This window comes from Streptomyces sp. NPDC050564 (genome assembly GCF_044457265.1).
Classification (GTDB): domain Bacteria; phylum Actinomycetota; class Actinomycetes; order Streptomycetales; family Streptomycetaceae; genus Streptomyces.
On sequence record NZ_JBITGS010000072.1, the window covers coordinates 1 to 23,040 of the forward strand.

Sequence of the window (23,040 nt, forward strand, 5' to 3'; positions counted from 1 at the left end):
AATACCCCCCCCCCGGCGCGCACCAACACTTTTTGCCGCGGGGGGCCGCCCCCCCCCCCGCGCGGGGGGGGGGGCGGGGGGGGCCCCCCCCCGGGGGGGGGGGCCCCCCCCCCCCCCCGGGGGGGCCCCCCCACGCCTGTCTACGTGGCCGACGGCGCCAGCTCCGGCAAGGGAAGCCCCTCGAGGACCTGCCCCAGATCGGTGTACATCCGCTGCCGCACGCCGGGCTGGTCGACATCCCGGGTGGTGCGCTCGGCGGTCGAGGTCCCCCAGATTCGGGCGATCGCGGCCTGGAAGGCGAGGACGGTGTCATCGAAGCCCGCCACGTCGATGACGAGCAGGCCGGGTTCGGACAGGTGCGCTGCGGGGGGGAGGCGCCGCGGAGCGTGTGGTGGGTGCAGGGGCGTTCGGGAACGGTCTCGGCGACGGCGGACATTCGGCTCACTCCTTCGAGGGGTGGGGCACTCGGAAACAACCCGGGTGAGGGTCCGAACGGCATCGCCGTCGCCACGGCCAACACCCACCAGGGCAGAACGTACAAGTTCGGCGGGGTCAACGCGCTACTCGGCGGCGTCGACCACGCCGCCGTCGACCCGTCCACCGGCGACGTGTACGTGGCCTACGGCGCGGACGCCTCGGGCAACAACCAGATCAGGATTCGGCGGCTCACCGACGACGGCGCGGGAAGTCTCACCGTCGGGGCAGAGCACAACGTCTCCGCCTCGACCAACGCGGCGCTCCCCTCGGTCGCGGTGCTCGCCGACGGGACCGTCGGCGTCCTCTGCACCACCTTCGACGGCCCCAACACCGCGGGCTTCCCCATCTTCTCCGCGCACCTCGCCCGGAGCACCGACCACGGCGTCACGTTCACCGACACCGTCCTGCAGTCGTTCTCCTCGCCGGAGATGTCCATGCCCGATGACAGACAGCGTGTCCTCGGCGACTTCCAGCAGATGAAGGCGGTCGGCAATGTCTTCTACGGCTCCTTCTCCGGCAACGCTGGCGGGCCGAACCCGGCCACCACACCGCCGGGGGCCGACGCGATCTTCTTCAAGACCGTCCCGCAGGACTCCCAGACCTCACTGACGTCCTCCGCCAACCCGTCCACATACGGCCACCCGGTGAACTTCACCGCGACGGTCACCCCCGTACCCGACGGCGGCACGGTGAGCTTCAAGGTGGACGGGAACCCGCTCGGCGGCCCGGTGCCGGTGGACACCACGACCGGGCGGGCGACGTCGGGCAGCATCGCGACGCTGAGCCCGGGCCCCCACAACGTCGACGCCGTCTACAGCGGCAACGGCGACCTCGAGCCCAGCACCGCCACGACCCTGGTCCAGACGGTCGACAAGGCGCCCGTCACCACAACCCTGGCGTCCGCCGGCCCGACGGCGTTCGGTCAGGCCGTCACCTTTACCGACACGGTGTGCCCTGCCACCCCGAGCACCAACCCGCCCTCGCCGCCGAACGGGACGGTGGTGTTCCGCGACGGCGGCACATTCCTGGACACCGGCACGCTGTCGCCGGGCGGCGGCACCAACTGCAGCCGGACGCAGGTCAGCACGTCGAACCTGTTGCCCGGAACACACACCATCACCGCCCAGTACAGCGGTGACGGCAACTACCTGGCGGGTGGCCTGGAGTCCACCACCCAGACGGTGACCTGCACCAGGACCATCACCGGATCGGTTCCGAACGCGGTGTTCGCGGGCAGCGGCAGCACCTGCATCGTCAACGCCACGGTCGGCGGCACCGTGCTCGGCACTGCCGGTGGCGCCCTGTTCATCAGCAACTCCACGATCCGTGGCAGCGTCCTGTCCTCGGGCGGCACCCGGTTCGGCGTCTGCGGCAGCACGGTTACCGGATCGGTGAACGTCGCCAGGGCCGGCGGATTCGTGGTGATCGGGGACCCGGGTGACGACGGCTGCGCCGGAAACAGGATCACCGGCCAGGTGACGCTGTCCGACAACCGCAGCAGTGCGGAGGTCATCGCGAACCACATCGGAGGCTCGGTACAGGTGCAGGGCACGACCGGTACCGGCCCCTTCCCCGAGGACTCCCGGGCCGAGATCGAGGGCAACACCATCGGCGGCTCCCTGATCTGCTCCGGCAACGTCCCGCCGGCCACCAACGACGGGCATCCCAACTCCGTGACCGGTGCACGGCAGGGCCAGTGCGCGACCCTGTGATGACGAACTGAAACGATCACGCCTTCTGACGGGGTGCCTCGCAAGAACCCGGGGCACCCCGCTGGTGTGTCAGGGGACCAGCTCGATCTCGGGGGACGGGTCGCTATCCCCCTCAAGCGTCCGCCCGCGCCAGCACGCCCCAGGCGACCAGCGGCGAGCAGCAGGGTCAGGATGCCGGAGAGGACCAGGCTGAGGTGAACGCCCGTCACGAGTCGAGGCTTGGCACGTGTCCAGGAGGGTCGAGAAGACGTAGTTCTTCGTGTCGCCCTCGTAGTCGGGCGAAAACCTTCATCGAGAAGCTCACGATCCCGACGATCACCCCCCGGCCGAACCCGTTCAGCGCGTTCATGTTCATGACGGACTTCTTGGCGCCCAGAGCACGCGGTACTTCGAGACGTAGCTGCCCTTGCGCCGAAGCCGGGGATGCGCGACGGACGGGGATCGGGTGCCGCAGTTGGTGACGGAGTCGGAGCGCCCGAACCAGCTCGGCGACGGGGTCGCCCGTGAAGCTCGTTGCCTTCTCGATTAGCTCCTCGACCTTCTTGATGGAGCCGGCACCGGGTTCGGAAACACCGTGTATGGACGGCGTCAGGTAGCGGTGCAGGGATGCCTTTGGGGGACCGAGCCGGGGTGACACCGATCGGCTGCCATGGTTGGCCACAAGTTCGAGGCCGTCGTTCTCGCGAACCGCTCCCTTGATCCAGTCACAGCCGCCGTTCGTGGGCGAGCGCAGGATGTCGGACACCAAGGGCTCTTCAGCTGTTGCGCTGACGGACCGTAGCGGCGGCGCAGGGGTGAGTGCCGGCCGCGGATCGCTGGGAAGGAGGCAGGCCTGACCGGTGGGGGTCCGGCGGGGGAGGGGTCAGGGGCTTGCCCCCGGGGGCCGGGTGTGGCGGGCTGGTGTGGCCTTGTGCGCCGGACGTTGCCGGTGCGTCGGCGCCGAGCCTGCCCCCCTTTCGTGCCGGCTGCATACCGGGGTGCCGTCCAGCAACGATGTGGCCGCACTTTCTCATACGGGCGTGGTTTGTCAAGCCCCGACATTCAGCGGCATGACGCGGCGGGGTGTCCGGGGCTTAATTGAGGCATGGGTTCACGCAGATCAGGTGGCCCGCCCGCACCGCCGGGAACAGCCCTGCGGAGCGTTTTACGGGACGTGAGTCCCGGCCGGAAGGCCCGCGGAATGTGGCAGGGCCCGTTCGGTAATCCCCCCTTTTTCTTCTCAGCTTTTCCCACCGGAGGAATTCTCATGGCCCGCACGTCCTGCACCCGCCGTATCGCGATGCTTACCGCCTCGACCGCGCTGGCAGCTGGAGGTGCGCTGCTGCCCGCCACCGGCGCCTTCGCCGCAACCCCGGCACACGCCCCCGCCGGTGTCAGCACGATGGCCCACGCCCAGGGCCACCACGACAAGCACGACCAGCACGACAGGCACGGCAAGAACGGGAAGAACGGGAAGGGCGGCAGGAACGGCCGCGGGGGTGTCGTCGTCATCATCAACAACACCAACACCAACACCAACACGAATACCAACACCAACACGAATACCAACACGAACACGAATGCCGGCAACGGCAACGGCAACGGCAACGGCAACGGGAACGGCAACGGGAACGGCAACGGCAACGGCAACGGGAACGGCAACGGCAATGGGAACGGCAACGGTGGCGGCAACACGAACACCAACACCAACACGAATACGAATACGAACACGAACTAGGGGCCTGGCCGTCGTGGACGGTGTTGCTTGAGGTCCGGTCCGGCCGGGTGGCAGTGTCGAGGGACATGCCGCCCGGCCGGTCCGGTATGTGTGTGTCCGGGGGTGTTGGGCTGGTGAAGGGGTGGTATTCCAGCCCTGTGGTGTTCCAGATGATCGTCAAGCCGACGGTCACCTGGAACTCCGCCCCAACCGAAACGGCGAGGTTAGCGGACGGCCGCTTTCAGCGCCGCCTCGATCGCGTTGGTCAGCGTTTCCAGATACTCATCGTCGCTGCGGCCCTGTATGAGCAGTATGCGGAATGCGAGCGGTGCGATCAGCAGGTCGGTGCCGAGGTCCAGATCCAACCCGGGGGGGAGTTCGCCGCGGTCGATCGCGCCCTGCAGTATCGCGCGTGCCGCCGCCCGCCGCGGTGCGGTCACTCCGGTGTAGAGCCCCTCCGCCAGAGCGTCGTCGTGACTGGCCTCGGCGAGCAGTGTGGCCGCGATCCGGGCAAGTAGCGGATTGGCCAGTTGGCTGCGGAAGGTGGCGAGCAGCTCGCGCAGGTCGGTGTGCAGGGCGCCCGTGGCCGGCGTGGGCGGCAGCGCATCGGTGACCTTGCTGCGGATCAATTCGGTGACCATCGCCTGCTTCGAGGGCCAGCGCCGGTAGAGCGCGGCCTTGCCTACGCCGGCACGCCGGGCCACCGACTCCATCGACATCCGCGCGAACCCGGCCTCGGCGAGTTCGGTGAAGGCTGCCTCGGTGATCGCCTCGGTCACCCGCTGCCGCAGGACCGCCCCGCCGGTCGCTGGCCGGCCCTTCTTCTGCTGCACTGTCATACCCCCGAGCATAACGAACGGAACGGTCACGTTCCATGTGTTACCTTCGATGTGACGGAACGGTGCCGTTCCGTTCCATTCTCGGAAAGGAGCCCGACGATGAAATTCCTCTACGACGACGAGTCCTTCTCCTTCGAGGCACTGCGCGCCGCGGGCTACGCCGCCTATGACGGCGCCGACCTGGGCGAGGTCCTGGTCACCTGCCGACAGATCCCGGAGGGTGACGAGGAGGCCTGGTCGGCGCAGTGGGCCGCGACGGCGGCGCGCATCGAGCGCATCGGCCGGGACTCGCTGGCCGCCGGTCACCGGGTCAGCGCCCGGGAGGCGCTGCTGCGCGCGTCCAACTACTACCGGACCGCCGACTTCTACCGCCGCGAGAATCCCGCCGCTGACGCCGAGTCGGCGAGGCTCGCCAAGGCCTCCCAGCAGACGTTCGCCGACGCGGCCGCCCTGCTCGACACTCCGGCCCGCGCCCTGCGCATCCCGTACGAGGCCACCACGCTTCCGGGCTACCTGTTCCTCGCCGACGATTCGGGCACCCCGCGGCCGACCGTGCTCTTCCACGGCGGGTACGACTCCACCCTCGAGGAGGACTACTTTGCGCTGGCCGCGGGCGCGCTGCGGCGCGGCTACAACGTCATCGCGTTCGACGGCCCCGGCCAGGGCAGCACCGTCCGCGAGCAGGGCCTGCACTTCCGGCCGGACTGGGAGGCCGTGGTCACCCCGGTCGTCGACTTCGCACTCACCGTGCCCGAGGTGGACACTGAGCGGCTCGTGCTGATCGGAATGAGCCTCGGCGGCTACCTCGCTGCGAGGGCGGCCGCCTACGAACACCGCCTCGCCGCATGCGTGCTGTACGACGGCGTCTACGACTTCCACGCCGTCATCGCTGCAACCGCCAGCCGTGCCGCTTCGATGCCCGGCGGCATGGAGGCGTTGATAGCGCAGAACACCATGGTGCGGTGGGTGGTGCGCAACGGCCGGTGGACCTTCGGTGTGTCCGACATCGACGAGCTGGTCAAGGCAACCGAGGCGTACACCATGGCGGGTATCGCCGACCACATCACCTGCCCGACACTCGTACTCGAAGCCGAGAACGACCAGTTCTTCAAGGGGCAGCCGCAGCACGTGTTCGACGAGCTGACCTGCCAGAAGGAGCTGATCTCCTTCCATGAGGACGAAGGCGCAGGCGAGCACTGCCACGAGGGTGCGATGTTCCTGTTCCACCAGCGCACCTTCGACTGGCTCGACACCGTGCTCGCCGGCTGACCTCGCCGGCTGGCCTGCAGGTCGTGTCGAGTGCACCGGGACGATGTCGCTCGGTGTCGTCCTTTCCAGGCCCCGGCAGCGCGCCCTGCCACATCGCGGGATCGGATAAGCCGTCAGGATGCCGCTGACCTCTCGCTGCTGGCCAATGAAGCCGTAGCCGTTTCGCCTGAGGTCACGGGCAGGGATTGCGGGGCCGTGTCGCGGGGCTGGCTCGTCTCGCATCGCCTCCTCCACGGTCGCGTAGCGCCGGTAGGCGGGAAGCAGGCCTGCGAGTCGGAAGACCTTGCGGATGCGCGCGGTCAGCGGAGACGTGAACCCGGGGACGCGAACCGATACCCCTCACGCAGAAAGTGCCTTCCACGTGAGCCGATAGAACCCCTCGGCAAGGTTCATCGCCCCAGTTCAGAAGGCACTTTTGCGTTTCCGGCCGCCGCTTGACTCCGCCCCAACCGAAACGGCGAGGTTCAGCACTGGGGCGGCCAGATGAAGATCCGTATGGTGGGCCCATGGTGGATGAGGAAGAGCCGAGGCTCTTTGTGAACCGGTGGGGTGACACATCGGACCCGGCACCGGGGGGGCGCGGTTCCTACCGGGATGTGTGCGCGTGCTTCGACCAGGCCAAGCCGCATCCACGAGAGCGTGTCGGTTTCCACGCCGAGCGCCAGGACATCTCGGCCGCCGGGTGGCAACGTCTGCTGGAGCTGATCGAGGAGGCTGCCGACGACGGGCGGGAGGAGTTCGCTCCTCTGGTTGAACTCAGCGCCGGGGAACGGCGTCAGGTCATCACCCTGCCGCCGAGCATCGCCAAACTGACGGCGGTCAAGCGCCTCGTGCTTTACGGCAGCAACCTGGTCCGCATACCGCCCGAGATCGGCGCAATGAGCAGCCTGGAGGAGTTCACCCCTTACACCTCATACCGGCTGCACTGGTTCCCCTACGAGATCACCCGATGCTCCCAGCTGACCCGGAGCACGGTAAGCACCCGCGCGCTGTTCGGGAACTACAAGCTCCGTCCTGCCTTCCCCCGGCTTCAGCCCTCGCAGGACTTCGTTGCTGATCTCGACCTGACAGAACTTGATGCCCGGCGCTGGGGAACCACTGTCATCCGTGGGTGCAGCGTCTGCGATCGGCCCATCGAGCAGGGTGGGCTCCACCAAGTGTGGATCTCTGCGCGGGTAGCTACCGATGTCCTGCCGCTGCTGATCAATGCCTGCTCGGCAGCTTGCGTTTCCGCCCTTCCCCCCGGCGCCGAGGACTACGTGCAGCTCCCGCATAAGGGCGGCGGGTCAGCCAGCCGCCGTCCGACTGGGACTGATCTCGCTCAAGTGCGCGCCCACTTGGCGGCGCACGGCTCGAATGTCATTCCTGAAGGGGCGGATGTCGTCAAGAGGGTTGTCGGCGCAGGCTGTTGACGGTTCCAAGCAGGGGCGAGTGGATCGCGGCCGGTGGGCGTTGACAGCGGACTGGCAGGAGGGGCATGCGGTTGTGGGTGTCGTTCAACTCCGATTGATCATGCGGGAGGGCAGGGCCGTTGCTCGGCTGCCGGTCATTCCTTCGCGGCGCGTGGCCGCATGGAGGGCGGATGCTCAGCAGGGGCCTCCCTCGCCGTGACGAACGTGAGCACCGGGCACCTACCCGTAAAACCCACGGGTGCGGAGGCCCCGCCCCTTCATCGCATCAAGAGCTGTGGAGCGCTGGACTTTGGCGTACCTGAGCTGAGCTGCGGTGTGGGGCTATTGGTGGTGCCAGGCGGACAGGCGGGGCTGGGTCTGGAGGACGAATTGGAGGGCGTTCAGGCGCTGTGGTGCCGGAGGCGTTCAGGTGGTGACTGGCTGTACCTCCTGGGCGGCCCGCGCGTCGTAGACGTCGCGGGCGTCCAGGACGGCGTTGATGTTCTCCTCGGACCAGGCGCGGATCGCGTGCATCAGCGCGGTGACGCTCTCGCCCAGCCTGGTGGCCGCGTATTCGACCTTTGGCGGAATGGTGGGGTAGACCGTACGGGTGACGAGGCCGTCCCGCTCCAGGGTGCGGAGGGTCTGGGTGAGCATCTTCTGAGTGATGCCGTCCAGGCGGCGCCGCAGCTCGCCAAAGCGCATGGGGCCGCCGGACAGTGCGCCCATGACCAGCATGGTCCACTTGTTGGCGAGTACGTCCAGGATCTGGCGGGAGGGGCAGGCGACCAAATAGGCATCAGCGCCGCCGTAGAAGCGCAGGTTGTCAGTGGTACCCATGAGGTACCTATATACCTTTGAAGTGCCTTCTGTTCAACGGGTACCGCCCTGTCGAGGATAGGGACATCCCCAACGAATCTGCGGACAGGAGTGCATGACGATGCGCGCGATCACCCAGAAGACCTTCGGCGGCCCCGAGGTGCTGGAGCTCGTCGACGACGCGCCCAAGCCGGCACCTGGACCGACGCAGGTGCTGGTCCGGGTCAGGGCGACCAGCGTCAACCCCGTGGATCTGTTCGTCCGCTCCGGCGCCTTCCCGTTGCTGGGCGAGCCGCCCTTTGTCCTGGGCTGGGACGTCTCCGGGGTGGTAGAGCAGGTCGATCCGGGTGTGCACCGGTTCAAGGTCGGCGACGAGGTCTACGGGATGCCGTACTTCCCGGCCGCAGCCGGGGCGAACGCCGAGTACCTGGTCGCCCCCGCGCGGCAGTTGGCTCGCAAGCCCGCAGGGATCAGCCACGAGGAGGCCGCGGCGCTGCCGCTGGTCGGCCTGACCGCCTGGCATGCCCTGGTGGAGATCGCGCAGCTGCGGCCGGGGCAACGGGTACTGATCCACGGTGCGGGCGGCGGGCTCGGGCACGTCGCGGTGCAGCTGGCCAAGCACCTCGGCGCAGAGGTGATCGGCACGGCGAGCGTGGCCAAGCACGACTTCTTGCGCGGGTTGGGTGCGGACCAGCTGGTCGACTACCGGACCCATGACTACACCGAGGTGCTCGGGAACGCGCCGGTGGACGTGGTGTTGGAGACCCTGGGCGGCGGGAACGCCGAGCGTTCCTTCGGCGTGCTTCGGCCAGGCGGCGTGCTGGTGACGGCGGTGGAGCGGCTGAGTACCACCCTGCCAAAGCTGGCGGAGCAGTCCGGCGTGCGCTTCGCGGCGGTCGGCGTGGAGCCGGACCCGGCCGGCCTGGAGGCACTGACCGAGCTGGTCGAGGCGGGGAGGCTTCGGGTGCACGTGCAGCAGGTGTTCGCGCTGGAGAGATTGCCCGAGGCGCACGAGGTGTTGGCTGCCGGCGGGGTGCAGGGCAAGCTTGCGATCGCCGTCTGAAAGGTTCGCGTGAGGTCTGATCAGGCAGCGGCGTCCTTGCGCTGCTCGGCTTGACCGGCGAAGGAACCATGGTTTCACCGAGGTGGTGGCCGGCCTCCTTGCGATGCCGGGCACTGCTGCTAGAGATCTTTAACGGTGCGGGTTACGGCGGTTGGATGTCACTGAGCGCTGGAGCGAGTACGCGGGCGTCGAGTGGCGGCTCTGGGCGCCGGTTTGTCAGTGGCGCCGGTTAGGTTGCTGGGCATGACAAGGTGGATCGACTGCGGCGTCATAGCGTGGATGGAAGAAGAGCGGTACCGGGAAGACGAAACCGTCCTGGTGTACTTCAAGGGGACCAGTCTGGCCGCCATGGCCGAAGGTCTGTCCGCGCAGCACCGGCCGCCGTTCGCCTACGGCAACGACACGGCACCAGGCGAGTGGGGCGTGATCGTGCACCACATGTTCAACCGCGACGACTACGACGAGATCGACTACCGTGAGCTGTGCCCCCCAGGGCGCTGAGCTGATGGTGTTCGTTCCCAACCCGTGCGTTGCCAAGGCTCATGGGCCCAAGGCGTACCACTACAAGGATGGCCGGATATCGTCCTGCATCGACTACGAGGATCCCGACTACGTCGGAGAATACTGGCCTAACGAGATGGCCCCCCCCTCATCACGGCGGCCGGACTGGACCATCAGAACGAGACCTGTGAGGAGCAGCTGACCCAGCTGATCTGTGACCACCTGGGGTTGCCCGCACTGGGTCGCGACACCGTCACGGTGGACTGCGACCTGGTGGCCTCCTACTTCTAGGAGATCTTTTGCGGCGAGGGCTATGGAGGTTGGAGGTCGAGCCCGGTTTTGGCGATGAGTCCCTCGATGAGGCGGGGGCGGTACTGCATTCGCTTCAGCCGTGTCTTCACCAACGCGGTGAGCTGGTCGAGGCTGTGTTCGGTGAGGTTGGCCAGGGACCTCTTGAGGTGCGACCACACGCCCTCGACGGGGTTGAGTTCAGGAGCGTAGGGCGGCGGCTGGTAGACGGTCAGCCATAACCGGGCGATGATCTGCTTGCGCATGGTGCGGCTGACGTGGGTGTTCAGGGGTGCCCACACCAGCACGACGGGGCCATCGAGTTGCTGGTGCGCGGCGTCCAGGAGGCGGGCGTAGTCGGTCTCGGTGAAGCCCTTGCGTCGGCTCTGGCGGGACCGCGGTTGAGGTGGATGCGGTAGATGAGCCGGGGCCAGTGACCGGCCGGCCGGCTCGTCCGCCAGGCGGCAGTGGTCTGTTCTGGCGCAGCCGTCTTCACCCTGACTGCGCCAGAGCATCCCACGGGAGGTCACGGCATAGCCCCAGCAGGGGCGAGACGCGCAACTGCTGGTCACCGCCGCCTGCCCGCACGGGGCCTCGATCCGGCGGCAGCGCGCCGCGCTCGTCGACGAACTGGGCCTCGACTGACATTTATGTAGCGTCTGTTTCCCGGCGCGATGGACGACCACCATCACCCCGGAGGGGTCACGTCCGCGGCCTGCTGCGTGCCTTCTGCAACCGCATGCTGGAGGAATGCCCGCACATCACCGGCTGCCCCAGGGCCGATTACCTACTGTCGCCCGGCGGCCGGGCTGCAGCTGCGTTACCCGGCCAGGCAGCAATGGAAGCCCGGCCCCGGGGAACAATGGAACAGCCCTTGGCGCTAAGGGGCGATCTTGTCGTCTAGGACAGTGATCTACGGGTCTGCTGGGGTTCGGCGAATGCTCGGCTGCATGGGTCGGCGCGGCGCTACGGTCCGGCCGTGCCGGTGGAATTTCTGACTGATGAGCAGGCTGAGGCGTACGGGAAGTTCGCCGAGGAGCCGACGAGGCCCGAGCTGGAGCGGTTCTTCTATGTCGGCTGCGCCGTGTGGGCCGCAGGCAGGCAGCGGCGGGGCCCGAGGGCCCCGGCTGCGTGAAACTGCCGGGATGGTGTGTCAGACCATGGCGAGCCGGTCCACCAGCAGCTCCACCCTCGGCTCGGTGTCCTCCGGCGGCAGCCGTCCCGACCGGGTCAGGGTCGCCACCCCGTGCAGGGACGCCCAGAACACCTCGGTGAACAGCCCCGGGGCGACGCCGTCCCCGGCGACCTCGCCGAGGCACTCCAGCAGTGCGGCGAAAGCGTCCTTGAGAGGTTCCGGGGTGTCCTCCTGTGCGTACGCGAGGCCGCCGTCGAGCTGGAAGATGGCGTCGTAGACCGCCGGGTTGCGTGCGGCGAAGTCGAGGTAGGCGCGGGCGAGGGCGGCGACCCGCTCGCGCGGGCCGTCCGCGGTGGCGGTCGCGGCCCGCACCGCCGCGGCCAGTTCGGTGGCGCCCTGGAGGGCGACGGCGCCGATGATCTCGCGTTTGCCGCGGAAGTGGCTGTAGAGGACGGGCTGGCTGTATTCGATGCGCTCGGCGAGCCGACGGGTGGTGACCGCGTCCCAGCCCTGCTGCTCGGCGAGTTCGCGAGCTGTCGCCACGATGAGGCGCTCGCGCTCCGCCCGTTCGCGTTCCTTGCGTTCCTGTACCGACATGATTCGATCCTAGCACCGCTAGACAAGAGAGCGGCAGCAGTACTAGCGTTGCCCCATCAGCTAGCAGCGCTAGAAGCAGGGGGTCATCATGCTCAACGCACTCGAGGTCGTCACCACCGTGGTCGTCGGCGTGATGGTGGGGGTGGAGTTCTCCGTCGCCTTCGTCATCAACCCGATCCTCAACGCCCTCCCGGAGGACAGCGGCCAACTCGGCCACGCCCACGGGGGCCGGATGCTCGGCGCCGTGATGCCGGTCTGGTACATCGGCTCGCTCGTCCTCGTCGCGGTCTGGGCCGTCGCCGGGTGGCACCACCGCGGCGCCGGCCTCGTCGTCACCGCCGGTGCGCTGCTGATCCTCAGCGTGGTCATGTCGCTCCTGCTGCTCGTCCCGATCAACAACCGGAACAAGACATGGACCCCCGACAACCGGCCCGCCGATTGGAAGGAGCAGATGAACCGCTGGCTCCGCTTCCACTACGTCCGCATCGCCGTCATCATCGCCGCCTTCGCCCTGCTGGTCGCCGCCCTCACCTGAGCCCGCGGGCTCACCCGCCCGGTCGTCAGCCGCAACCGCTCGGCCGTCAGCCCGAAGTGCGGCACCGCCGTCTCCATCCACATCCAGGACCGGGACACCAGCACCCTCGAACTCCGCTGGTATCCGCAGGACGCGGGCCCCAGCGACACCCACTGACCGATAGCGAGAGAAGGTACCGAAAATGGCCAAGCTGCAGAGTCTTGACCCGCACACGCCGATGTTCGCGCAGTTCGAGGAGAAGACCGGGCCCATCGTCCTGGCCAACACCTTCTTCGTCCCGAAGGAGAGGACTGAATCGTTCCTGGCCTTCTTTCGGAGGCAGGCCGAGTTCATGAAGGTTCAGCCGGGATTCGTCTCCCTGCAGATGCACAAGGGAACGGCGGACAGTCAGCTTCTGATGAACGTCGCGGTCTGGGAGTCGACCGAGGCGCTCGCCACGGCGTTCGGCAGCCCGGAGTTCCAGCGCATGGCGGCCGAGTTCCCCGACGACATCGTGTCGTACCCGCACGTCTTCGAGCAGATCGACGTATGACACGGCAGCTGTAGCCGGGGGAGGGCAGCCGGAGAAGCCCTGCCCTCCCCCGGGCGGTCACGCATCCATGCACCATGCCGGGTTGCCAAGGCCACCGCGCACCCCACCACGCGTAGCCAAATGGGCTCCCTGGGCGACCACCTGGTGGCCAACACGCCCGAGCTCACCCTGCTCACCCTCTTCGGCCTCGTCCTGGAGGACGCGAACCCGGCCGAGCGCGCCACGCTCCTGTCCGCCCTCCCCGCGCCGGTACGCGACATCTGGCACGTCGTCGGCCGCCGTCGCTACGACCGCCACATCAGCCGCGTCCGCGCCGCCTGACCCGGCCCCATACGACTCACCAGGCTCCACCGAGCTCACGAAGACACGCAAGGAGAAGAACAATGTCGCTGAAGAAGATCAACACCGTCCTGGCCGCCGCCTTCATCCTCTTCATCCTCTGGTTCGGGACGGAGTTCATCCTGAGCCCGGAGACGACGGCGCCGGGCTTCGGCCTGCCGAGTTGGCCGTCCGGCGACGGCGGCGGCTTCCTGGTCATCAAGGGAATCCGCGACGTCGTCTTGGCCCTGGTCCTGGGCATCCTGCTGGTGACGGGCCACCGCCGGGCGCTGGGCTGGGTGCTGCTGGTGGAGGCCCTCGCCGCCTACGGTGACATGACCACCGTGCTGGCCCACCACGGCTCCGTGGCCACCGCGCTCGGCGTCCACGGCCTGACCGCGACGCTGATGGTGGTCAACGGCCTGCTGATGATGCGCGAGACCCGCAAGGTCGCGGCCGCTCCGGCGACGCCGCAGCCCGCCTGATCCCATCGGTTCAAGGTGGCCCGGCCCCCGGCCGGGCCACCTTGGCGCGTGTCGGTATTCGCGTGTCAGTGCCCGCCGGGAAAGGCCAGGCAGACGATCTTCTTCCAGTGAGCGACGACCTGACGGCTGAGGCGGCCTGCTGCACCGCAGCGGCCACGGCCACCTGGACTGGCCGGTAATGAGCATGTGCGCCGCGGTCATCACCATGCCGCTCATCACCCGCGCCACCACGGACGGTCCAGCGGCGTTCAAGGTCGACCCGGCCGGGGCGGGCGGGGTGCCGTGGACCGACGAGTCCTGCCGCGAGGCCGCACCGTGCACCTCGGCGGCACCCTGGCAGAGGTCTTGATCCCGGGACCCCGACCTTCTGTCGCTGGTTATTTGGTCCGCAGCATGAGGGCAAAACGTGTGTTGTCGCCGTAGACCCCGGTCTCATCGCCGGGGATCCCGTACCGCTTCTGAAACAGGGTCACTGCCGCTCGGACCTCCGCGTCGTAGCGGCCGTCGATCGGGCCACCGTCGTAGATGCCGGGTATCTGCAGGAGGCGTACCTGCAACTCGTAGACGCCATGGCCGCTGTCGCCTTGGCGCAGGACGCCCGTGCCCGGGATTTCGGGGAGCGGTGGGTCTGGTGTGCCGGGCTGCGGGCGGTTCGTCTGCCCTGCAGTCGGGGGAGAGGGGTCCTTCGGCGCGGGAGTCGCCGGCAGGGGGGATTCCATGTGCCGGGGAGGCGAAGAGGCGGTCGCAGGGTCGGCGTTGTGGTAGGTCAGCAGCCAAGTGGCGAGGATCAATCCGCTCGCCGCGCCCAGCCCGAAGATTCCGGTGATGCGCAGGTCCCTGCGGCTGGTGAATCGCCGCCGTCTGCCACCGGTCTTCCTCCCGTGTGCGCGGGCGGATGGCGCAGATCCCTTTGAAGGCCCGTTGTCGAGATGGTCGAACGGGACGGCAGGACCGCGGGGGACGTCCGGCCAAGCGGTGCCCGGCCGGGGGCTCCTCGGCTGGCTTTCCTGCCAGGGAGCCGGAGTTGGGAAAGCCACGCCTGGTGCGACAGCCTCCGGGCCCGGTCCACCGGCCGTCGGCGGCTTTCCCATCGACGGGGGCGGGAGGGCCTCCAGCCCTCTGGGCAGCCCTGGTGGCTCCGTCACGACAGCCTGCGGGGTGTCCTGGCGCAGGCCGCCAGTCGGCAGCGATTCAGTGGCAGTTGGGCGATGGGGCCCGGGACGCTCTGGTTGCGTGCCTGACGACACACGTCTGACCGGCAGTGCCCGCCCGGATGCGGAGGAAGCCGGGGACGAGGTCGGCTGGGGAAAGCGGGCATCCCCGGTCGGGTGACCGTGCCGGCTCTGGGGCTGAGACGGGCCCTCGACGTGTTCCTGGTTCTCGTCGCCCAGGAGGTCGGCGCGTGCGGCATCCAAAGCGTCCAGCACGGCTTGGAAGGAGTCCCTGATCTCTTGCGCGATGTCAGGGTCTGAGCCGGGAGTCCGCTCAGGGTTGGCGTCGTTGTGACCCACCGAGTCCTCCTCAGCTTGTCTTGTTTCTGACGGTCCGTTTCTTTCATCAGCGGCGGTCAGGTACCAGGTGTCGGGTGGTGATCACTGCGAGGGCCGCTGCGCAGGGTGCCCGGTGGCGGGTTTCTTCTTCTCAGGGAGGCAATACGTAGGCCGTGCGGCTTTGTCTTCATCCTGCGGCCGGTATGTAACCCACGCCTCATTCCAAGCCCGGGCGGTGGTCCAGCCGCACATCTCGCTGTGCGGAGCCCCGAATTCGCCGAACGGTGCGCCGAGGACCGCGTCCGCGCCTGTGACACGCGGTACTCAAGCTGCACGATCCGTGGATCGGCTCGGTGACGATCATCCAAAGAGGTTCGGCCCTCACGTTCACCGGAACACGCCCTCGTTGTGGTCACCAGCGCACCGGGAACCACCTCAGGCGCTGCGCTCACCCTCCTTGCATGCCATCAGTAGCTCTCACGGCCGGTGAGGTGGCGGCACATCACATACTGCGGCGCATACGTGGCCCGGTGAGGCCGCCGCAGTGGACCTGGGACCGGACGGCGAGCAGAAACGTCTCGGCCGTCCGGCAGGGATGATGAGGCAGACGCGATAACACGCCGTCTCCCGGCCGTATCGGACGGGACGATGGCGACAAGCAGCCGATCGACGGTACACCGGAAGAAGGGACCACCGTGGCAGTACCTCTGGGCTGCCCTTCGAACTGTCCCTGATCGTCACCGGCACAACGGCAACGAGGCCGCCGTCATGCGACGCCTGGCCGAGCGCTACGGGTATGCGCTTCGGGGGTGCATAGGGGTGGGCGGCTATGGGGATCGGCGCTGGCCGGTCCCCATAGCCGCCTCACAGAGGTCGGCGACGCTGCGCAGCGCTGCTGGCATGCGCTATTCCACTTCCCGAACGCTGCCGTTGATCACCCTGCGGTGACCTTTCCACCGCCCGCCTCGCCTCACATGCCCGGAAAGAAAGTCGGACACCGCCTGGAGCGCGAGCGCCGGTGGGTCTCACGACGCTCGCTCCAGGCGATGTCAACTGCCTGCGCACCAGGGCGGCCGACGGCGGGCGACCAAAGCCGAAGGGGTGCACTCTGACCGGCCAAGCCGCTGGGGCGGGCGACGGCGGGGCTACAGGGCGGCGATGACGTCGGCAGAGGCCATCGGCAGCGAGAACATCGGGAAGTCGTAGGCGATGGCGTTGTCGTGCTCCTCCTGCGAGGTGGCGGCGACGCAGTCGGTCAGGGTGATCACCCGGAAGCCGTGCTCGTAACCGGTGCGCATGGTCGACTCCACGCAGCAGTTGGTGAGGAAGCCGGCGAGGATGATCGTGTCGATGCCCTTGCTGCGCAGGATGAAATCGAGGTTGGTGCTGGCGAAGGTGTCGAGCCCGCGCTTGCCCTCGATGACGATGTCTTCGTTCGCCGGAGTGAGCTCGTCGACGATGGCTGCGCCCCACGTGCCCTTGACGAACGCCTTCCCCTCGACGACGCCTTTGAGGATGCCGTACGGGTGTCGGGTGAGCTCGCCGTAGCCTTCAGCGAACGTGATCGGCGCGTGCATGATCGATACTCCGGCCTGCCGGGCGGCGTCGACCATGGCGACGGTGTTGGCAAGCATGCCGGTGAGCTGCATGACGTCGGCGACCGCCCCGTGCAGCACGCCGCCGGCACTGGTGAACTCGTTCTGGTACTCGATGAGCACGATCGCGGTCCTGGCCGGGTCGAGCTCGAGCTTCTCGGTCATGGCGACACCTGATTTCCGCGTCTTTGAGGTAGTGGCCTTCTGTGTCCTGAGGCACAGCGAGAAGCACGATAGCTGCTTGTCCGACAAACAGACAAGGACTACCGTGTGGGCATGACGATCTCGCCGGTATCGCGCGTGCCCCTGAGTCTGGACGTGGCTCGGCGCCTGCGCGTGGCCATCCTCGACGGCACATTCCCCGCCGACACCGAGCTGCCCACGGAATCCGAACTCGCCCAGTCCTTCGGTGTCGGGCGGTCCACAATCCGCGAGGCGCTTCGGGTGTTGCAGGCGCACGGTCTGATCAGCGGCGCGGATACCGTTTCCACCGCGCGTCCGCGCGTCACCCACGAGCGCACGGCAGGCGCGGCGGGCCTGGCGCTGAGCACCGCTCTGCAGGTCGGCGCGATCCCGCTGGCCGACCTGGTGGCGCTGCGCATGCTGCTGGAGGCCGAGGCGATACGGCAGACCACGTCCGTGCCGGACGCGGCTCGATCCTGCCTGGTGACCATGGCGGAAGCGGTGGCGAACACCGACATCCATTCCTTCCACGCCGCTGACGTGGACTTCCACGTGCAACTCGCCTACGCCAGCGGTAATCAGGCGCTGGGGTTCGTCATCGGCGTGCTGCGCGACTGCATCGCCGGCTACCTGCTCGACGCGCTCGCCGCGGTGGCCGATCGGGGCATGGTGCTCGCGCGTCTGCTGGCCGAACACCAGGCGATCGTCGACGCGCTGGACGCAGGCGAGACCGACCGCGCCGCCGAGCTGGTCGTGGCTCACGTCCGCGGTTTCTACGAGCCGGAGACCCCATGACCGAGGTGGTCGCGGACATCGCCGCCACCCTCGCCGCCGCGCTGCCGGGCCGGGTGGTCACCGACCGGGATGCGATGGAGGCCTACCGCCGTGACCAGTGCCTGTTGGCTCCCGCGGGGCGCCCGGCGGCGGTGGTGCGTGCCCGCTCGACCGATGACGTGATCACCACCCTGCGCGCAGCTGGCGACCATCACACCCCAGTGGTGACCCGGGGGGCTGGCACCGGGTTGGCCGGCGCGGCCAATGCGATCGACGGCTGCGTCGTACTCTCACTCGGCGCGATGGACCGGATCCTCGCCCTGGACGTGCCCGGCCGGACGGCAACGGTCGAGCCGGGCGTGCTGACCGGCGATCTCGACGCCCGCGCCCGCGAGCACGGCCTGTGGTATCCGCCGGACCCGGGAAGCAAGGCGATCTCCACCATCGGCGGCAACCTGGCGACCAACGCAGGCGGCATGTGCTGCGCCAAGTACGGCGTCACCGCCGACCATGTCGCCTCGCTGACCGCCGTACTCGCCGATGGCCGCGTGATCCGTACAGGTCCGCCGATCCGCAAGAACGTCACCGGGCTCGACCTCACCCGGCTCCTCGTCGGCTCCGAAGGCACCCTGGCGGTGATCGTGGACGCCACCCTGCGACTGCGTCCGTTCCCGGCGGCCACCTCGACCGTAGTGGCCGCGTTCCCGACACCCCAACAGGCAGTCGACACCGTGCTGCAGATCGCGGCGGTCGCCGACCCAGCGGCGGTGGAGCTCATGGACCGCACCTGCATTCGCGCCGTCAATCGCCTGACACGCATGGGGCTGGACGAGTCGGCTGGGGCACTCGTGCTCATCCAGTGCGACGGGCCGTCCGCCGATCACGAGGCCGCCACCTGTGCCAGGCTGGCCGAAGCCGGCGGCGCCACCGAGGTGCTGCACACCGCCGACCCGGCGGAAGGCGAGATGTTCATGCAAGCCAGACGAACGGTGTACCCGGCTCTGGAGAGGCTGGGCACCACGCTGCTCGATGACGTCGGGGTCGCGGTCCAGGACCTTCCCCCATTGCTTGCCGCGATCGAGCGCGCTGCCGCCGAGCACGGCGTGCTGGTCGGCACCTTCGGCCACGCCGCCGACGGCAACCTGCATCCGACCGTCGTCTACGACGCCACCGACCGTGACGCTGCCGACCGTGCCGGCGCCGCTTTCGACGACATCGTGGCCGCCGCGCTCGCGCTCGGCGGCACGATCACCGGCGAGCACGGCGTGGGCTCGCTCAAGACACGCTACCTCGACGTACAACTCGGTCCCACCGAGAGGGGGTTGATGACCGGCATCAAGGCCGTCTTCGACCCCGAGGGCATCCTCAACCCGGGCCGCGCGTATTAGGCCGTGTCTTTCGGATCATCGCGAAAGACACGGGCTGAGGCTCGGCGTCGGCGGGGCTACCGGGGTCGCAGGGCGTGGAGATCCGGCAGATGGCGCTCGCCGAGGTGGGGCAGGGTGGTCTTCCGTCCTTGGCTGTCGCACAGACGTACGCGCTGCCTCGGTGAGGACGAGTCCGTCTCCACGACGATGTCCTGGATGTCGGGCCAGGCCCACTTCCGCACCCGCACCACCCCGACCACGGCGATCCCGCTCGCCCGCACCACCGTGCGGGCGCGCCACAGGGACAGGGCCCACACGCCGTCGACGATGGTCAGAACTCCTATCAGGATCGCCGCGACCCAGCCCGGCAGGTCGTTGATGACCACCTCGAGCACCCCGCACGCCAGCATCAGCGCGATGAGCGCGAGCACCTTCAGCCGCGCGCGTCTGCCGGCGCGGTACTCCCGCAAGATCACACCCGTCACGCCCGTCACACCCATGCCCCGCCCTCCGGGTGGCCTACTTGGCGGCCCAGTAGCCCAAGTTGTTCCGGTTCCCCTCCGCCGCCCGGCGCGGCGCGTCCGGCGATCCCAGCAGACCGTACGGCAGATACCCGGACCGGACACCGAGTTCCCACCCATGGACCTGGACGGCGAGGCAGGCCAGGGCGAGGGTGCCGAGGGGGAGGAGGGACCTGGGCGCGGGATCAACGGCATCGGCCTCGACGCTCTCCCGGTACGCGACCAGCCGGGCGACGAGGGCGTCCTCGAAGGCGTGCTGGTCGTCGTCGAGGAGTACGCGGAGCAGCCGCTGGTCCGCGCTCAGCGCGTCGCCGACCGCGTCGAGCCGCCGGGCGGCCTCCGCGCGCTCCCCGGCGTCGGGCTTGCGCAGCGGAACCGTCGGCCAGTCGCGGGGCAGATGCCCGGCCGCCTCGGTGAGATAGGGGCACAGGGCGTCCATGGCGGCGAGGTCGGCGGGGTCGGAGACGGAGGTGTACCGGTTGTAGGGCACGCCGTCACGGATGGCGGGCGCGTAGTCGCCGCGCAGCAGCAGCCCGGCGACCCGCTCCCAGTCCCACACATGCCCGCTGACGACACACATCTCGAACATGTCGAGCCAGGTCCGCGCGGTGGGCGCCTCCTTGACGACGTCCCGGAAGGTGATGGGCCCGTCCCCGAACTCGTCGTCGTCCGGGTCCGTGCTGATCCGCTCCCCGACGAGGGGGAACCGGAGTTCCTGGTCCCCGTTCGGGAAGCACATGATGCTCAGCACTCCGTGCACACACTCCGCGGCGGTGACGGCGACCGTGCCGGCCGCGGCGTCGAGCCCCGGCTCCGTCACCGTTCGCGCGGCGACATGGTCGAGCAGTTCGTCCGCCATGGCCCGGATCAGCGTCGGCGAGATGCTGCCGTACCGCAGCGAGTGCCACCGCGTGTAGGCCCGCCCGTCGATGTCGTCGAGCGCCTCGGCCAACCGCTGCTCGCCGACCTGATGGCATGTCACATCCCGCACGTGCCCCGTCCCTTCATGAACTCCACGACTGGACGAAGCACGTTATCAACGGGCACTGACAGCACTAGAGCGTTCTCTTTCGGATCACCTCGCCGACCAGATGAAGATGGCGGCGATGTGGAGTCCGGTGAGGTAGATGGCGGCGGTCTTGTCGTATCGAGTGGCCAGACCGCGCCATTGCTTGAGCTTGTTGATGCATCGCTCAACGGCGTTGCGCTGCTTGTACGTCTCGCGGTCGAAGGCCGGTGGGCGACCGCCGGATCGGCCTCGCTTCTTGCGCTTGGCGATCTGGTCGGAGGGTTGGGGGATCACCGCCCGGATCCCGCGCTGGCGGAGATGGGTGCGCATCGCGCGGGACGAGTAGGATGTCTTGTCGGCCAGGACCACGTCCGGCGTAGTCCTGGGGCGGCCGATGGGCCTCGGTACCCGTAACTGGGCCATGACCTGGGTGAACGCGGGAGCGTCGCCTGCCTGGCCGGGTGTGAGGACGAATGCGAGGGGGCGGCAGCGGCCGTCGGCGGCGAGGTGGATTTTGGTGGTCAGCCCGCCGCGGGACCGTCCGAGGGCATGGTCGTCCGGCTCGCCGGCCGGGGCCCCTTTTGACGGGCCCCGGCGGCGTACTGGTGAGCGCGCACGATGGTGGAGTCGACCGCGACAACCCAGTCCAGGTCACCGCCGGCGTCGGCCTGGGCGAGCAGAGCGGTGAAGACCTTCTCCCAGGTGCCGTCGGCTGCCCACTCCCGCAGCCGGTGGTGGACACCTTTCCAAGAGCCGAAGTGCTCGGGCAGGTCCGTCCACGGCGTGCCTGTGCGGTACTTGAACGCGATCGCGTCGATCACCTGTCGGTGATCACGCCACCGACCACCCCGCCGATGGGTCCGGTCCGGCAGCAACGGCTCGATCCTCGCCCACGAGGCATCAGTCAGCGGCACATATCAACCAACGATCAGATGATCCGAAAGAAACGGCCTAGTAGTGCTTCGTTAGGTCTAGGCGTTTGCGCTGATCAAGAGCATGTTGAGTGTGTGGACACGCATGAAGTGAACCGATTACGGGCGGCGTTGGGGCTGTTCGTGGAGGATGTGTTCGCCTCGGTGCCGCGCAAGGATCAGCGGGCCAAGGGCGAGTGCTACCTGCGGGGGCTGATGCTGGACGGTCGGCGTAAGTCGATCCAGCCGATGGCCCAGCGGCTGCCGGACGGGAACATGCAGGCCCTGCAGCAGTTCGTCAACCAGTCACCCTGGCGGTGGACGCCGGTGCGGCGGCGGATCGCCGAGCGGCTGGTTCAAGTGGTTCGGCCCGAGGTGTGGGTCATCGACGACGTGTCGTTTCCCAAGTGCGGGCGGGCGTCGGTCGGGGTGTCCCGGCAGTACTGCGGCGCGTTGGGCAAACGGGCCAACTGCCAGGTCGCCGTCAGCGTGCACGCCGCCACCGACACCGCCTCCTGCCCCTTGGAATGGGAGCTGTTCCTACCCGAGGAATGGGCCCACGACACCCAGCGACGCCGGGCAGCGGGCGTGCCCGACGCCGTGGGGCACGTGACCAAGCCCCGTCTGGCCCTGGGGCTGCTGGAGAAGCTGGCCAGCTGGCTTGGGTCGGTGCCGGTGATCGTGGCCGACTGCGGCTACGGCCGCAGTGTCTCCTTCCGCCTGGCTTTGGAGGAACGCGGCTGGTCCTACGCCATGGCCGTCGAGCCGAAGGAGGTCGCCCGCCCGGCCGGTGCCGAGCCGCATCAGCCGTCCTACCAGGGGCTGGGCCCGCCCACGTTGCCCCGCTACCGGGAGCCGGCCCGCCCCCTGCCTCAACTGATCGATCCGGAGACCCGTTTCGAAGCCGTCACCTGGCGTCAGGGTAGCAAGGGATCGATGACCTCACGCTTTGCGGTGCTTGAGGTGCGGCCCTCGGGCAAGGAAGCCACCCGCACTGCCCAGGAACAGGCCGGCGGACGCAGCCAGTGGAACGGCGTGCTGCCGCTGCGGACCCTGCTGGTCGAACAACCGGAGGAGGCTACGGAGCCCACCGGCTACTGGATGACCAACCTGCCCGCCACCACCCCCGTCGCCGATCTGGTGCGCTGGGCCAAGATGCGCTGGCGCATCGAACACGACTACCGCGAGCTCAAACACGGACTGGGCCTGGACCACTTCGAGGGCCGCACCTGGCGCGGCTGGCACCACCACGTCACCCTCGTCACCGCCGCTCAGGCCTTCCTCACCCTGCGGCGTTACGACCCCAAAGCCCGCACAGCAGCCTGACCCTCTACCAAGTCCTCGACGCGCTTCAGGACCTGCTTCGGTGCTGGAGCGGCACCTGCGCCACCTGCGGCCGCCCCCTCACCAGAACCAGAACCAGAACCTAACGCAGCACTACTAGTGTCCTGCGCCAGAGATCCGTCGGCAGAAGCGGGCGAGGGAGTCGAGGATCTCTTGGGCTGTCTTGGTCCAGATGAACGGCTTGGGGTC

The 23,040-nt window shown here is 68.5% G+C and carries 26 protein-coding genes; 15 read left to right on the forward strand and 11 right to left on the reverse strand.

What is annotated here, in order from left to right; all coding sequences use genetic code 11:
- Nucleotides 1–140: 140 nt before the first annotated feature.
- Nucleotides 141–401 (reverse strand): DUF6207 family protein, encoded by a 261-nt coding sequence (locus ACIBK0_RS49310; protein WP_399096329.1) that lies wholly within the window; start codon nt 399–401, stop codon nt 141–143.
- On the opposite strand from ACIBK0_RS49310, the gene ACIBK0_RS49315 reads away from it, so the two are divergent.
- Nucleotides 396–2,189 carry an Ig-like domain-containing protein gene (locus ACIBK0_RS49315; protein WP_399096257.1) on the forward strand — a complete coding sequence of 598 codons (1,794 nt, stop codon included), beginning with the start codon at nt 396–398 and terminating at the stop codon, nt 2,187–2,189. The genes ACIBK0_RS49310 and ACIBK0_RS49315 overlap by 6 nt on opposite strands.
- A 205-nt stretch (nt 2,190–2,394) precedes the next feature.
- On the opposite strand, the gene ACIBK0_RS49320 is transcribed toward ACIBK0_RS49315, so the two are convergent.
- Nucleotides 2,395–2,934, reverse strand: coding sequence for a hypothetical protein (locus ACIBK0_RS49320; RefSeq protein WP_399096260.1), 540 nt, complete (start codon nt 2,932–2,934; stop codon nt 2,395–2,397).
- Nucleotides 2,935–3,435: 501 nt separating this feature from the next.
- On the opposite strand from ACIBK0_RS49320, the gene ACIBK0_RS49325 reads away from it, so the two are divergent.
- Nucleotides 3,436–3,906 (forward strand): hypothetical protein, encoded by a 471-nt coding sequence (locus tag ACIBK0_RS49325; protein WP_399096263.1) that lies wholly within the window; start codon nt 3,436–3,438, stop codon nt 3,904–3,906.
- A 203-nt stretch (nt 3,907–4,109) separates the two neighbouring features.
- Here the strand turns inward: ACIBK0_RS49325 and ACIBK0_RS49330 are convergent, their stop codons facing one another.
- The gene (locus ACIBK0_RS49330) at nt 4,110–4,724 is read right to left on the reverse strand and encodes a TetR/AcrR family transcriptional regulator (RefSeq protein ID WP_399096266.1); all 615 of its coding nucleotides are present in this window, start codon (nt 4,722–4,724) and stop codon (nt 4,110–4,112) included.
- 99 nt (nt 4,725–4,823) lie between these two features.
- Here ACIBK0_RS49330 and ACIBK0_RS49335 point away from each other — a divergent pair, with 99 nt between their 5' ends.
- Both ACIBK0_RS49335 and ACIBK0_RS49340 read left to right on the forward strand, forming a co-directional pair.
- Entirely contained in the window at nt 4,824–5,993 is a 1,170-nt protein-coding gene (locus ACIBK0_RS49335) for an alpha/beta hydrolase family protein (RefSeq protein WP_399096269.1), read from the forward strand.
- Nucleotides 5,994–6,499: 506 nt separating this feature from the next.
- Nucleotides 6,500–7,405 (forward strand): leucine-rich repeat domain-containing protein, encoded by a 906-nt coding sequence (locus ACIBK0_RS49340; RefSeq protein WP_399096272.1) that lies wholly within the window; start codon nt 6,500–6,502, stop codon nt 7,403–7,405.
- Nucleotides 7,406–7,810: 405 nt separating this feature from the next.
- Here ACIBK0_RS49340 and ACIBK0_RS49345 read toward each other — a convergent pair whose 3' ends face one another.
- On the reverse strand, nt 7,811–8,224 hold the full coding sequence (locus ACIBK0_RS49345; RefSeq protein ID WP_399096275.1) for a winged helix-turn-helix transcriptional regulator: 414 nt from the start codon (nt 8,222–8,224) through the stop codon (nt 7,811–7,813).
- A gap of 100 nt (nt 8,225–8,324) precedes the next feature.
- Here ACIBK0_RS49345 and ACIBK0_RS49350 point away from each other — a divergent pair, with 100 nt between their 5' ends.
- Nucleotides 8,325–9,266 carry an NADP-dependent oxidoreductase gene (locus ACIBK0_RS49350; RefSeq protein WP_399096278.1) on the forward strand — a complete coding sequence of 314 codons (942 nt, stop codon included), beginning with the start codon at nt 8,325–8,327 and terminating at the stop codon, nt 9,264–9,266.
- A 243-nt stretch (nt 9,267–9,509) separates the two neighbouring features.
- Complete coding sequence (locus ACIBK0_RS49355; protein WP_399096281.1) at nt 9,510–9,767, forward strand: hypothetical protein; 258 nt, start codon at nt 9,510–9,512, stop codon at nt 9,765–9,767.
- A gap of 311 nt (nt 9,768–10,078) precedes the next feature.
- On the opposite strand, the gene ACIBK0_RS49360 is transcribed toward ACIBK0_RS49355, so the two are convergent.
- Nucleotides 10,079–10,585 (reverse strand): transposase, encoded by a 507-nt coding sequence (locus ACIBK0_RS49360; RefSeq protein ID WP_399096284.1) that lies wholly within the window; start codon nt 10,583–10,585, stop codon nt 10,079–10,081.
- A 449-nt stretch (nt 10,586–11,034) separates the two neighbouring features.
- Here ACIBK0_RS49360 and ACIBK0_RS49365 point away from each other — a divergent pair, with 449 nt between their 5' ends.
- Nucleotides 11,035–11,190, forward strand: a complete 156-nt coding sequence (locus tag ACIBK0_RS49365) for a hypothetical protein (RefSeq protein WP_399096332.1) — start codon at nt 11,035–11,037, stop codon at nt 11,188–11,190.
- An 18-nt stretch (nt 11,191–11,208) separates the two neighbouring features.
- Here the strand turns inward: ACIBK0_RS49365 and ACIBK0_RS49370 are convergent, their stop codons facing one another.
- Nucleotides 11,209–11,787: a TetR/AcrR family transcriptional regulator gene (locus tag ACIBK0_RS49370; protein ID WP_399096287.1), complete on the reverse strand. Its 579-nt coding sequence runs from the start codon at nt 11,785–11,787 to the stop codon at nt 11,209–11,211.
- Nucleotides 11,788–11,875: 88 nt separating this feature from the next.
- On the opposite strand from ACIBK0_RS49370, the gene ACIBK0_RS49375 reads away from it, so the two are divergent.
- From ACIBK0_RS49375 to ACIBK0_RS49395, 5 genes are all read left to right on the forward strand, one after another.
- Complete coding sequence (locus tag ACIBK0_RS49375) at nt 11,876–12,322, forward strand: anthrone oxygenase family protein (protein ID WP_399096290.1); 447 nt, start codon at nt 11,876–11,878, stop codon at nt 12,320–12,322.
- Nucleotides 12,323–12,503: 181 nt separating this feature from the next.
- Nucleotides 12,504–12,854, forward strand: coding sequence for an antibiotic biosynthesis monooxygenase family protein (locus ACIBK0_RS49380; RefSeq protein ID WP_399096293.1), 351 nt, complete (start codon nt 12,504–12,506; stop codon nt 12,852–12,854).
- A gap of 120 nt (nt 12,855–12,974) precedes the next feature.
- The gene (locus ACIBK0_RS49385) at nt 12,975–13,175 is read left to right on the forward strand and encodes a hypothetical protein (RefSeq protein WP_399096296.1); all 201 of its coding nucleotides are present in this window, start codon (nt 12,975–12,977) and stop codon (nt 13,173–13,175) included.
- 62 nt (nt 13,176–13,237) lie between these two features.
- Nucleotides 13,238–13,657 carry a DUF4267 domain-containing protein gene (locus tag ACIBK0_RS49390; protein ID WP_399096299.1) on the forward strand — a complete coding sequence of 140 codons (420 nt, stop codon included), beginning with the start codon at nt 13,238–13,240 and terminating at the stop codon, nt 13,655–13,657.
- A 178-nt stretch (nt 13,658–13,835) separates the two neighbouring features.
- Nucleotides 13,836–14,006, forward strand: coding sequence for a hypothetical protein (locus ACIBK0_RS49395; protein WP_399096302.1), 171 nt, complete (start codon nt 13,836–13,838; stop codon nt 14,004–14,006).
- Nucleotides 14,007–14,034: 28 nt separating this feature from the next.
- On the opposite strand, the gene ACIBK0_RS49400 is transcribed toward ACIBK0_RS49395, so the two are convergent.
- Nucleotides 14,035–14,376, reverse strand: a complete 342-nt coding sequence (locus tag ACIBK0_RS49400) for a peptidoglycan-binding protein (RefSeq protein ID WP_399096305.1) — start codon at nt 14,374–14,376, stop codon at nt 14,035–14,037.
- Between the two features lie 1,916 nt (nt 14,377–16,292).
- Nucleotides 16,293–16,907 carry an isochorismatase family cysteine hydrolase gene (locus tag ACIBK0_RS49405; protein ID WP_399096308.1) on the reverse strand — a complete coding sequence of 205 codons (615 nt, stop codon included), beginning with the start codon at nt 16,905–16,907 and terminating at the stop codon, nt 16,293–16,295.
- Between the two features lie 111 nt (nt 16,908–17,018).
- Here ACIBK0_RS49405 and ACIBK0_RS49410 point away from each other — a divergent pair, with 111 nt between their 5' ends.
- Together ACIBK0_RS49410 and ACIBK0_RS49415 are read left to right on the forward strand one after the other, a co-directional pair.
- Nucleotides 17,019–17,720 carry a FadR/GntR family transcriptional regulator gene (locus tag ACIBK0_RS49410; RefSeq protein WP_399096311.1) on the forward strand — a complete coding sequence of 234 codons (702 nt, stop codon included), beginning with the start codon at nt 17,019–17,021 and terminating at the stop codon, nt 17,718–17,720.
- On the forward strand, nt 17,717–19,087 hold the full coding sequence (locus ACIBK0_RS49415) for an FAD-binding oxidoreductase (RefSeq protein ID WP_399096314.1): 1,371 nt from the start codon (nt 17,717–17,719) through the stop codon (nt 19,085–19,087). The genes ACIBK0_RS49410 and ACIBK0_RS49415 overlap by 4 nt, the downstream gene beginning before the upstream one ends.
- A 56-nt stretch (nt 19,088–19,143) precedes the next feature.
- On the opposite strand, the gene ACIBK0_RS49420 is transcribed toward ACIBK0_RS49415, so the two are convergent.
- The 3 genes from ACIBK0_RS49420 to ACIBK0_RS49430 all read right to left on the reverse strand — a co-directional run bounded on the left by ACIBK0_RS49420 (nt 19,144) and on the right by ACIBK0_RS49430 (nt 21,510).
- Complete coding sequence (locus ACIBK0_RS49420; RefSeq protein ID WP_399096317.1) at nt 19,144–19,551, reverse strand: PH domain-containing protein; 408 nt, start codon at nt 19,549–19,551, stop codon at nt 19,144–19,146.
- A gap of 34 nt (nt 19,552–19,585) precedes the next feature.
- On the reverse strand, nt 19,586–20,578 hold the full coding sequence (locus ACIBK0_RS49425) for an immunity 49 family protein (RefSeq protein WP_399096320.1): 993 nt from the start codon (nt 20,576–20,578) through the stop codon (nt 19,586–19,588).
- Between the two features lie 84 nt (nt 20,579–20,662).
- Nucleotides 20,663–21,510 (reverse strand): IS5 family transposase gene (locus ACIBK0_RS49430; RefSeq protein WP_399096323.1). Its coding sequence is split into 2 segments (ribosomal slippage): nt 20,663–21,180 and nt 21,180–21,510, totalling 849 coding nucleotides; the frame shifts between segments, so codons are not numbered across the junction.
- A gap of 93 nt (nt 21,511–21,603) precedes the next feature.
- On the opposite strand from ACIBK0_RS49430, the gene ACIBK0_RS49435 reads away from it, so the two are divergent.
- Nucleotides 21,604–22,833: an IS701 family transposase gene (locus ACIBK0_RS49435; protein WP_399096326.1), complete on the forward strand. Its 1,230-nt coding sequence runs from the start codon at nt 21,604–21,606 to the stop codon at nt 22,831–22,833.
- Nucleotides 22,834–23,040 lie beyond the last annotated feature (207 nt).

What these genes read in the sequence shown, in the direction of transcription:
- ACIBK0_RS49370 (WP_399096287.1), bottom strand. Translation starts at nt 11,787, where the DNA reads ATGTCGGTACAGGAACGCAAGGAACGCGAACGGGCGGAGCGCGAGCGC.
- ACIBK0_RS49335 (WP_399096269.1), top strand. Translation starts at nt 4,824, where the DNA reads ATGAAATTCCTCTACGACGACGAGTCCTTCTCCTTCGAGGCACTGCGC.
- ACIBK0_RS49410 (WP_399096311.1), top strand. Translation starts at nt 17,019, where the DNA reads ATGACGATCTCGCCGGTATCGCGCGTGCCCCTGAGTCTGGACGTGGCT.
- ACIBK0_RS49345 (WP_399096275.1), bottom strand. Translation starts at nt 8,224, where the DNA reads ATGGGTACCACTGACAACCTGCGCTTCTACGGCGGCGCTGATGCCTAT.
- ACIBK0_RS49400 (WP_399096305.1), bottom strand. Translation starts at nt 14,376, where the DNA reads ATGGAATCCCCCCTGCCGGCGACTCCCGCGCCGAAGGACCCCTCTCCC.
- ACIBK0_RS49325 (WP_399096263.1), top strand. Translation starts at nt 3,436, where the DNA reads ATGGCCCGCACGTCCTGCACCCGCCGTATCGCGATGCTTACCGCCTCG.
- ACIBK0_RS49375 (WP_399096290.1), top strand. Translation starts at nt 11,876, where the DNA reads ATGCTCAACGCACTCGAGGTCGTCACCACCGTGGTCGTCGGCGTGATG.
- ACIBK0_RS49415 (WP_399096314.1), top strand. Translation starts at nt 17,717, where the DNA reads ATGACCGAGGTGGTCGCGGACATCGCCGCCACCCTCGCCGCCGCGCTG.
- ACIBK0_RS49385 (WP_399096296.1), top strand. Translation starts at nt 12,975, where the DNA reads ATGGGCTCCCTGGGCGACCACCTGGTGGCCAACACGCCCGAGCTCACC.
- ACIBK0_RS49405 (WP_399096308.1), bottom strand. Translation starts at nt 16,907, where the DNA reads ATGACCGAGAAGCTCGAGCTCGACCCGGCCAGGACCGCGATCGTGCTC.
- ACIBK0_RS49380 (WP_399096293.1), top strand. Translation starts at nt 12,504, where the DNA reads ATGGCCAAGCTGCAGAGTCTTGACCCGCACACGCCGATGTTCGCGCAG.
- ACIBK0_RS49330 (WP_399096266.1), bottom strand. Translation starts at nt 4,724, where the DNA reads ATGACAGTGCAGCAGAAGAAGGGCCGGCCAGCGACCGGCGGGGCGGTC.
- ACIBK0_RS49390 (WP_399096299.1), top strand. Translation starts at nt 13,238, where the DNA reads ATGTCGCTGAAGAAGATCAACACCGTCCTGGCCGCCGCCTTCATCCTC.
- ACIBK0_RS49350 (WP_399096278.1), top strand. Translation starts at nt 8,325, where the DNA reads ATGCGCGCGATCACCCAGAAGACCTTCGGCGGCCCCGAGGTGCTGGAG.
- ACIBK0_RS49340 (WP_399096272.1), top strand. Translation starts at nt 6,500, where the DNA reads ATGGTGGATGAGGAAGAGCCGAGGCTCTTTGTGAACCGGTGGGGTGAC.
- ACIBK0_RS49355 (WP_399096281.1), top strand. Translation starts at nt 9,510, where the DNA reads ATGACAAGGTGGATCGACTGCGGCGTCATAGCGTGGATGGAAGAAGAG.
- ACIBK0_RS49395 (WP_399096302.1), top strand. Translation starts at nt 13,836, where the DNA reads ATGAGCATGTGCGCCGCGGTCATCACCATGCCGCTCATCACCCGCGCC.